Origin of the sequence: Treponema sp. (assembly GCF_024696245.1) — a bacterium.
In the GTDB taxonomy this organism is placed as follows: domain Bacteria; phylum Spirochaetota; class Spirochaetia; order Treponematales; family Treponemataceae; genus Treponema_D.
Window position 1 is genome coordinate 1 of record NZ_JAILGZ010000105.1, and the last position, 9,429, is coordinate 9,429.

The window sequence follows — 9,429 nt, forward strand, 5'->3', positions numbered from 1 at the left end:
CCCATTGTAAGGCGGATTGTCTTTGTATAAGAAGAATCACTGCCCAATGTCCAGCTGAAGCATGCAGCACTGTCTGTTCCGGAAGAAAGACTGCTTACTGCTGTAGAATCAAAGATATTTTCGTAGAAATCTCCGCCGTCGTAATCACCGTACCAGAGGGTATCTACGTCTGTAACACCATAAGCATTCTTAAGGATTACAGAGAAGGCATAGGCTGAACCGTTCATAGTAAAGCCGTTGTTTGTTTCTGCCACTTCTACACTGTCATTTGAAGCAACAGTGGATTCGTCCAGACTTCCTACAAGAGTATCAATTGCAGCACCAAGCTTAACTGTGCTTCCACTGCCGTTTGTAAGGTTAAGGACAAGCTGCAGATAAGGAGTATCCCCTTCGTATACAAAAGAAGGTACAACTTCAAGGCTTACATCCGGAATATCCGAACCTGTACATTCACTTACAGTCTTTGAAGAAAGGTCAAACTTATAGAATGTAGTAGATTTACCGTCACTTCCAAGAGCTACACCATAATCAGTACCGTCTACATTAACTACAAACTGAATACCAGAAGCCGCAAATGAACTTTCGTACCATACAGGGCTTGAAGAAGTAAGGTTATCTGTTCCCACAACATCAATTCCACCGAATTTTCCCAGAAGAACTGAACTTTCATCTGCAATTACTGAACCAAAGCGGTAGCCAAGACCCTTTTTATATCCGGATGGAACATCATAAGAATATTCAGAGCTGGCAGAAACTGTTTTTGTTTCTGTTACGCTTGTGTATTCAGGAATGTCAAAGCTTACTGTGTAAGTTACAGGGTCAACACTGCTGTCCTGAGCCTGAACTGTATAAGTTACTGCAAATGTACTTCCCATATTTGCTATGTAAGACTCATATGGAATTGTATATACATAGTCAGAAAGACTTGCATATCCTGCAGAAACTGCATCGCTTCCATTAAGTGTAAGGCCGGAAGAAGTAATGCTGGCCTTTGAATACTTAACAGGAGTAATAGTAATGTCACCTACATAATTAAGGCTTGCACTAAGGTCAGAGTATGAATATGTGTCAGGGCTGAATGAATTGCCCAGAATTGTACGGTCATTACTGTCTGAAGCATCTGATCCCTTCTGAATAATCTTGAGGGAATCAAGCTGGGCTGTCTTATCAGCTTCTACGTGTACAATAAGATAATATGTGCGTGATGAACTTCCGTCTCCTGATTCAACATAAACTGTAAACAAGAGGGTTCCTGCATCATCACTGCTCATAGTGTGGCTTTCAGAAACTGAATATGTTCCTTCTGCCAGAGTTGTTTCTGTATCCCATTCAGCTGCACTTACAGAAGAAGCATCTGCACTTACATCAGTCTGGTCTGAGTGACGCATTGTAATCTTTACATTTGCTCCTGAAGAAACAGCCTGGGCTGCAACTGTAAGGTCCCCTGCATCAACTGCATAGGCACTTGAGCTTGCAAGATAGTAATAGCTGTCAGAAGTCATGCCGTCAGCCCAGTCACTTGCAAAGGCAGAAGGACTTGTTCCGTCAAATGAAAGGGAATTAAGACGGGATTCGCTGTCTGCTGCACGGATAATATAGTAAATATATTCCTGAGAAGAAGTACCGGAAGCACCTGTGTTTGTTACGGTAAACTTAAGGGTTGTTGTTCCTTCAGGAATTTCTGTAGCAAGAGTATTGCCGGTCTGAGTACAATTATAATCATCAACTGTTTCAGAAGCATTTCCTACGTTAAGAAGCCATTTTACAATGTTCTCACCTTCTGTTACGTCGTAATGATGAAGTGACCAGCCTGCATTCTGGGCAGAAGATACTGCTGTACCGTTGGCATCAGCTGTCTGTGTACAAGAATCTACACTGATGGTCTCGTTCTGCTGTTTTGCAGTAAGGTTCATTACGATAGAAGAAACTGAATTAGGAAGATAAATATAGTGTTCCCACGGACTGTATACGCCTTCTCCATTAGCACCTGCAGTTTTTACGCTGTAAGATACTGTAGAAAGATCAGGTTTTACAAACGTATATACTGTTGAACCGATTGTTACTGTAGTAGTTCCGTTTGGAAGGTCTGCACTTGTAGCTGTTCCTTCGGCAACTTCTCCAATAGTAAAGGTGTAATAAGCATCTGAACCATCATTAAGATAAGAACATTCTCCGCTTAACTTGCTCAAGCTTACTGCTGAAGAAGCATATCCAGTAAATGAAGTATTTTCTTCTCCGTTGGAATATGAAGTATTAAGGGCCTTGTAAGAAACTTCTGCATCCTTATCAAGCGGCCTTAAGTAAAAGTCCAGACGGTCTGCAAAAGTAGTTACGTTAACAGTCTTTGCTGAAGTTTTATATCCTACTGTAGAAGAAGAAGTCTGAGTAAGGATTGTACTGGTCTTATAACTTCCGCCTGAATCCTTGTTTTCGTAGGTTGCAACAACTACAAGGGCTGTAAGACGGGTATTTGCATCACCTGCCTTAGAAAGAAGAACCTTATGATAAGTTGTATCAGCTCTCTTTGTGCTTTCGTAACCTGATGAAGTATAGTGATAGTATTCATCACTTACAGTTTTAATCCAGAGAACACGATTTATTGTTTCTGCATCTTCATCTTCAATAGAAACTGTCTGACTGAGGGAAGAAGAAGCCTGGCTTGTCTTTGTAAATGCTGTGCTCCATGAGTCAGGGAGCTGGCTTTCTGAATCTGACACACCGTAATAAGCTACCGTACGTTTGTTAGTCGGAACAGCTGTAAATTCAACTGAAGTTACATCAACTCTGTCATCTGCACTTAAAGTCATGGCATATTTTGAAGCTGCATCGTAATCTTCTCCGGCATAAGAAGAATCAAAAGTAAAGCCCTTTACACCATTTGAATAGCCGCTTTCAGGACTAAAATCCAGGGATTCAAGAGTTGTATCTCCATCTTCCGGCTTTTCTACATAAATGTAATAAGTTCTGCTGATACCACTTTCATCTGTAACCGTAAATGAAATGCGGGTTTTGCCACCAGCAAGGGATACAGTAAGCCCGTCTGTACCCGGAACTGTACCATATTTTGTAACTGCCTTAGCATCAGAAATATCTGCACCTGTTGCAGCAGCAATTGCTTCTATAGACAGTTCATCTGCTGTTTCGTCAACTGTAAGGGTATAAGTTGTTACAGAAGGATCAAAAGAAGGTGACAGAACGGCAGCAGATTCTTCACTATCATCGCTGTTTACGATAGTAACGTTAAGTTCAGAAAGAAGTGAATAGCTTCCTGTAGAAGAAGATGATGACGAATCATAAATATCCCTGGTAAGTGTAATAATATACTGGCGGGTTTCATCATCAGCTGATGTAATTGTAGCTGCAACTTTTGTAATTCCGTAAGGAATCATTGCAGTAATTTCGTTATTGTCACCGTCACTTGTAGAAGTAAAGGTAAGTTCTTCTGCGCACTCAGTTTCTGTCTGACCTGTAATACTTGTCTGGGTGTAAGTCTCCCCTGTCATGTCATCAGTTAAAGTTTCTGTTGTAGTAACAGGAGTAAATTCAGCAGTCTGAATTACTGACCAGGCAAGGCTTGCATCTGTATCTGCAAGGTAGCAGCGGAATTTCATACCATCTTCACCGTTATCTGCAGCTGTTACATCAAGGGCATAATCACTTGTAGAAGAGCTGTAGTTAATGTGGTTAAGGGAATAATCATCATCAGCACTAAGAACAACAAGACCATTGTCTGTAACTGTAGAAAGGTCCTGGTTATCAGAAGAAACAATGTTTATGTTTGTAGAAATACGCTTTTTATAAATTGTAACTGTATAAGAAGTAGAAGAATTTTCGTCCTGAGAAGCAGATTTTACAGTAATTACACTTGTTCCATAAGGAAGGTTTCCTGTAACAAAACTGTATGAACCGTCATCAGCCTGACTTACTTCAAGAGTTCCGGCAGAAATAAGGTCAACTTCTTCTTCAAGGTCAACATAGGAACCTGCCTGCTGAATTGTATATGTCACACCAGAAGAATTTGTAACTTCTGTAGTGTCAGCCTTGTAAGTCTGAGTCTGTACTGCAGTCCAGCTGGTATCAGTAAAGTCAGGTTCTTCAGGATAGAATTTAATTTTTACAGGGTCATTGCCGCCGTTAAGGGTTTTTACTGTGTAATTAAGGGTTGAAGCATTGTAATCAATAAGGTTGCCCTCTTTTCCGTTGGCAAGAACAACAAGTCCGCTGTCTGTTCCTTCTGAATCAGAAGTAGCTGTTGTAATTACGTAACGCTTTGTAAGGGTAATCTTGTACTGGGAAATGTTTTCTGAAAGATTTCCATCTTCGTCAGTGTTGTATGCAGTAATTGTTGCATAAACTTCTGTAACACCATAAGGAAGGTCTGCCTTTACAATCTGCTTTCCATCTTCTGTGTACTGCATGTAAAGTCCGCTTCCGGAATATGTTTCATCAGCTTCGATAAAGTCAAAGGCAAGAGGGCTTTCTAACTCTTCAAGAGTCTGGGCTGTTACACCACTCTGATCATCATCCCATACCGGGCTGTATTTTTTAGTCTGGCGGGCTTCCCATGTAAGCTCTGCATTGTCATCAAGAAGATAGCACTTAAATACTACAGGGTCATCACGGCCTGTAAGGTCAAGGCTGGTATCAGCACCGGTAGAATCACCGATTTCGTATTCATAAACTGTGCTGCTGTAATTAATTGCATTGCGGGAAGGATCTGTTGCCTTAATAACAACAATACCGTGGTCAGTAACATTGCTCTGGTCACTGGAATCTGCAAGGGTAATTACATATTCTTTTGTAAGTACGATTTTATATTCAGAAGAATAGTTTGCATCATCAGCTGTAATTTTACATGTAACAACTGTAACACCATAAGGAAGGTCTGCCTGAACAATGCTTCCGTCAGAAGAGCTTACCTTAGCAAGACTTACGCTCTGGCCTTCATCAAGTTTAAGGGAATACTGGCCCTTAATTCCGCTGTAAGTAACTTCATTTCCGTCTGAATCTGTAGAAGTACAGCTTTCTGTCTCAGGAACATACTTCCAGGTCTGTACGGCAGACCAGCTTACTGTAGCATGGGAATCATTTGTAAAGCACCTGAATTCAACAGGGTCATCCTTACCTAAAAGGCTTACATTTGTTCCGTTATCATAAGTAACATCATAATCAGAGTAAGAATCAGGAACCTGTCCTACAAAATAAAGGTCCTGGTCCTGACTGTAAGTAATCTGGTTATGTGTAAGGTCAGTATTCTTAATTACAACAAGACCGCTGGAAATATCCTCGTTGGTACTTGCAGTTCTAAGGGAATCGTCTCCTGTTTTTTCTGTTCCGTCTTCGTTATAAAGATTTTCAAAAAGACTGGAACAACCCATAAAAAATACGCTGAATGTGGCAGCAAAAACTGCCCCTGCTAAATGTTTTCTATTAAAACGCATATTCTTTGCCTCTTACTATTCCTTTTTTGTTACGATGAACTCTACGCGGCGGTTTTTCCACCAGTTCTTGCGGTCTTCCCACTTAGCAATAGGATTAGCACCACCTTTTCCGTCAAAGGTCAGGTTGCTTCTGTCCAGACCTCTTTCTACAAGAAGTCCTACAATAGTTTCTGCCCTGAGTTTTGACAAAGGAATAAGTTCGTTTACGTTTTCCCTTTCTGTATTTGAGACATTGTTTGCATAACCTTCTACAGTTACAAGAACATTTCCGTGTTCCTTAATCTGGCGGGCAATGCTGTCCAGAGTTTCTACGTTTTCTTTACGCTGTTCTTCTGAAATCTTATTAAAGGTAGCCTTATCAGCGTCAAAATAGATTGTGTTAACGATAATCTTCCACTTTTTGTTAGGAATGATTTCTTCCATAAGGATACCGGTGGTAATTACATCTGTAGAAACAAGCACTTCCTGACCTGTACGTTCCCTGTCTTTTTCTGAAGGAATTACAGTAAGTCTTGCAGTATAAGTGTTTCTTGAGAATACAAGTTCACCTGCATCTGATTTTCCGTCCCAGGTAAGTTTTTCCGGAAGTCTTCCTGTACCTGTCCAGCTCTTAAAGCCGTTGTTCTGTGGGTCAAGGATTTCTACCTTCCAGCTTTCCGGAGCATATTCAAGGTAATCTGTCTGAAGATTAAGCTTTGCAACATCTGCAATTCCGTCTCCATCAGGAGTAAAGTCTTTTTCCGGTTCAACTGTAATAAGGGCAAATGGATCCGGCCATGAAGCAATCATTTCTTCGTAAGCAAGACGTTTCTTTTCCTGACGATTCTGTACCATTCTCTGTACATCATTAACAACTCCAAGCGGGTACATTCTGATTCCTCCATATAAACGTGCATATCCGGCAAATCCACCACCAATGCTTGTATCATAAAATGCGTTGTAATCAACACCTATAAATGGAATAAACATGTCTGTGCCTAAATAAATGGCATTTTCAAGAGACACTCTATAGAAGAAACAATTGGCTCCGGACTGACCAAGCTTAACGCTGGACATATTTCCGTCCCTTTTAGCCTGTTCCGAACGGTAATAATCTGTGGTTATAAAGTTAACACCTGCACCTGCACCTGGAATTATCTCCAGCCAGCCAGGCATCCAGGACCAGGCTTTCTTTGAAATAATCTTTCTGAGCCTGAATTCAACAATATTTGTCTTAAAATTTTCCATAAGGGCTCTTTCTGTTTTACCTTCACCCCACATATCATGGGTATAAGTAAGACTCATAAGCCATCCCTGCCAGTTATAGCCGGCACCAGCAAAGAAACTGCTGCCATAACTTGTCATAGGAATAACGCCCTGATTAAAAAACTCAAGAGGGAAATTCAACCCGCCGCCTGCTTCTATAAAAACATGGTTTGGCTGAATTACTTCACTTTCCGGAAGGAATTTTCCATTATCCGGTTCCGAATAAACGTTTACTGCCATTAAGGCACTAAGAGTAAATAAAATAACTTTTTTCATTTTTAACTTCTTACCAGTTTATAATAAGATAAGCGGATTCTATAAAAGTCAGGATTTGAAGTCAATTAAAATATTGTTGTAAATAGTGGAAAATATTTGAAAATTTCGCAGTTAATGAGATTGTATTGAAAATAATTAAGTTTGACGCAATTAAACAGTAAACAAAAAAAATGGTGCAGTCTGACTCAACTGCACCACTCATACACAGATTATTTTAGCAGGGATTAAACTTCAAACTGGTCTACCTGAGTACCAATTTCTTTAATAGAATCTTCCATTATATTGGAAATACCAGACAAAGACCTTCCGGTTTCGTTGATTTTTCCGGCACTGGAATTCATCTCGGTCATTCCGGTTTTAATATTACCGGTTTCGTCCTGAAGTATCTGCATTGCATCCATAATAGTACGGCTACCCTCGTTCATTTCTTTAGAAGCCTGCTGTACCTGGTAAGTACTGTCATTCATATCCCGGAGGGCCTGGGTAATAAGAACGGAACCTTCTTTCTGCTCAAGCATGGCTGCCTTAATCTGCTGAACGATTCCGTCTGTATCCTTAACCTCTTCTGCAAGGTTTTCGTAACTCTTAACTCCCTGCTGGGTTGATTCAACAACAGTATTAATGGTTTCCTGAATATTTCTAAGCTGTTCACCAATTGTCTTAGACTGGGCAGTAGAAGTTTCTGAAAGCTTACGGATTTCGTCTGCAACTACGGCAAAACCCTTTCCGGATTCACCTGCATGGGCGGCTTCAATTGCTGCATTCATGGCAAGAAGGTTTGTCTGTTCTGCAATATTTGCAATTACAGTATTTGCATCACTTAAAAGCTTAGACTGATTCTCGATTTCTGTAATCTGACGCTGAAGTTCATTCTGAGTACGGGCACCTGTTTCTGCATCATGAGCAAGATTTTCAAAGGAAGCTGCCATCTTATCTACGGAACGGTTTACTTCTCCAATGTTACCAATCATCTCTTCTACGGCACTGGAAGCATTCTGTACAAACTTAGCCTGAGAACCTACAAGATCTTCCAGGTCCTTTATATTTCCAAGAATCTGATTAACTGAACTTGCTGACTGGTCTACACTGCCGTCCTGTCTTTCTACGGTTTTCTGAAGTTTTTCCAGGTTGGCACTAATAAGATTAATGGCATTTGCTGTTTCTTCAGTACCACACTTAAGGTCTGTTCCTGCAGAAAGAAGGGAATTCTTGGAATTTTTCATTACGGAAACAATTCCCTGAAGGTTCTGCATAAAGGCATTAAAGTTATCCACAATCTGATGAATTTCTCCATGAGCACGGACATCAAGACGCTTGGCAAGATTAGCTTTACCGCTGGCAATTTCTCCAAGGGCATCAGCTGTCTTTGCTATAGGCTTGGTAATTGACCTCATAAGGATAATTGTAAGGGTAAGAATGATAACAAAAAGCACAAAAAGTGAACTTGCAAGCATTTTTGCCATTTGTCTTGGGAAAGATTCAACCTCGGCCTGCTCTTCACCAAGAACATAGTACCAGCCTGTAAGAGGAATCTGAGCTACCTTAAATACATAATCCTTTCCGTCTACACTTGCATTTACAAAATTATTTCCGGCAGCAAGAAGCTTTTGACCCACTTCCCTGTAAGCACCATTATTTACAGAGAGGATACTGTCTTCCGGAGAAAACTTTTCATGAACAAAGAAAAAACCGTCCTGTGAAATAATGAAGACCTTGGAAGTATCGTTCTTTTTATTGTCTTCAAGAAGCTTGGCAATGTCATTAAGGGGGTAATCAAAGGAAATAACACCATCTAAAGTTGCATTTTTGTATACAGCCTGAGAAAAAGTAACTACCAGTTCATCTGTAAAGGCATCAACATAAACATCAGAATAGTAAAGCTGATCCCTCTTTTCTACAGCTCCCTTATACCATCCCCGGCTTGTAGGAACATACCCATCCGGAATGGAAACATTAGGTCCCTTAAACATGGTATTATCTGCACGGCAACCATAAAAACCTGAAAACTGGGGATAAGCTAAAGACATATGAACAAATACGTCATTAGTCGTCTTATCACTTTCGTAATAACCGTCCTTAAACATAAAGCCCATAGCCTCAGTCATCTTCATAGGAGCCTGAAGAACGTTTTCTATCTCAAGAACAGAATTTGAAACCTGCTGTTCCATAAAATCATATGTCTGTTCCGTTACATTTGTGCGCACTGAACGAGCTACAAGGGTTGTTGTTATAAGAAAAAATACTGCGGTAGGAAGCCCCAGCATAAGTATTGAACGTTTAGATAATGTCATAATACTTTAAAAAGTAACATAAAATTCCAAAATATCAAGAACGATATATAAAAACTATGTAAAAAATTTCAGATTAAGGAGTTTTTTATCAGAAAAAAATGATTTACGTTTAACCGGGATTTAATCAGGGTTTAATCACACCCTTCTCTATGTTTTCTTTTATTATTTTATCGGTA

General features: G+C 40.1%; 3 protein-coding genes. All 3 read right to left on the reverse strand.

Annotated features, from left to right (window positions below):
- Positions 1–5,441 (reverse strand): cadherin-like beta sandwich domain-containing protein (locus tag K6D58_RS07170; RefSeq protein ID WP_296829064.1); only part of this gene is annotated, 5,441 nt, incomplete at its 3' end.
- 15 nt (positions 5,442–5,456) lie between these two features.
- Positions 5,457–6,962 (reverse strand): OmpA family protein, encoded by a 1,506-nt coding sequence (locus tag K6D58_RS07175; protein ID WP_296829066.1) that lies wholly within the window; start codon positions 6,960–6,962, stop codon positions 5,457–5,459.
- Between the two features lie 224 nt (positions 6,963–7,186).
- Positions 7,187–9,253, reverse strand: coding sequence for a methyl-accepting chemotaxis protein (locus K6D58_RS07180; RefSeq protein WP_296829068.1), 2,067 nt, complete (start codon positions 9,251–9,253; stop codon positions 7,187–7,189).
- Positions 9,254–9,429 lie beyond the last annotated feature (176 nt).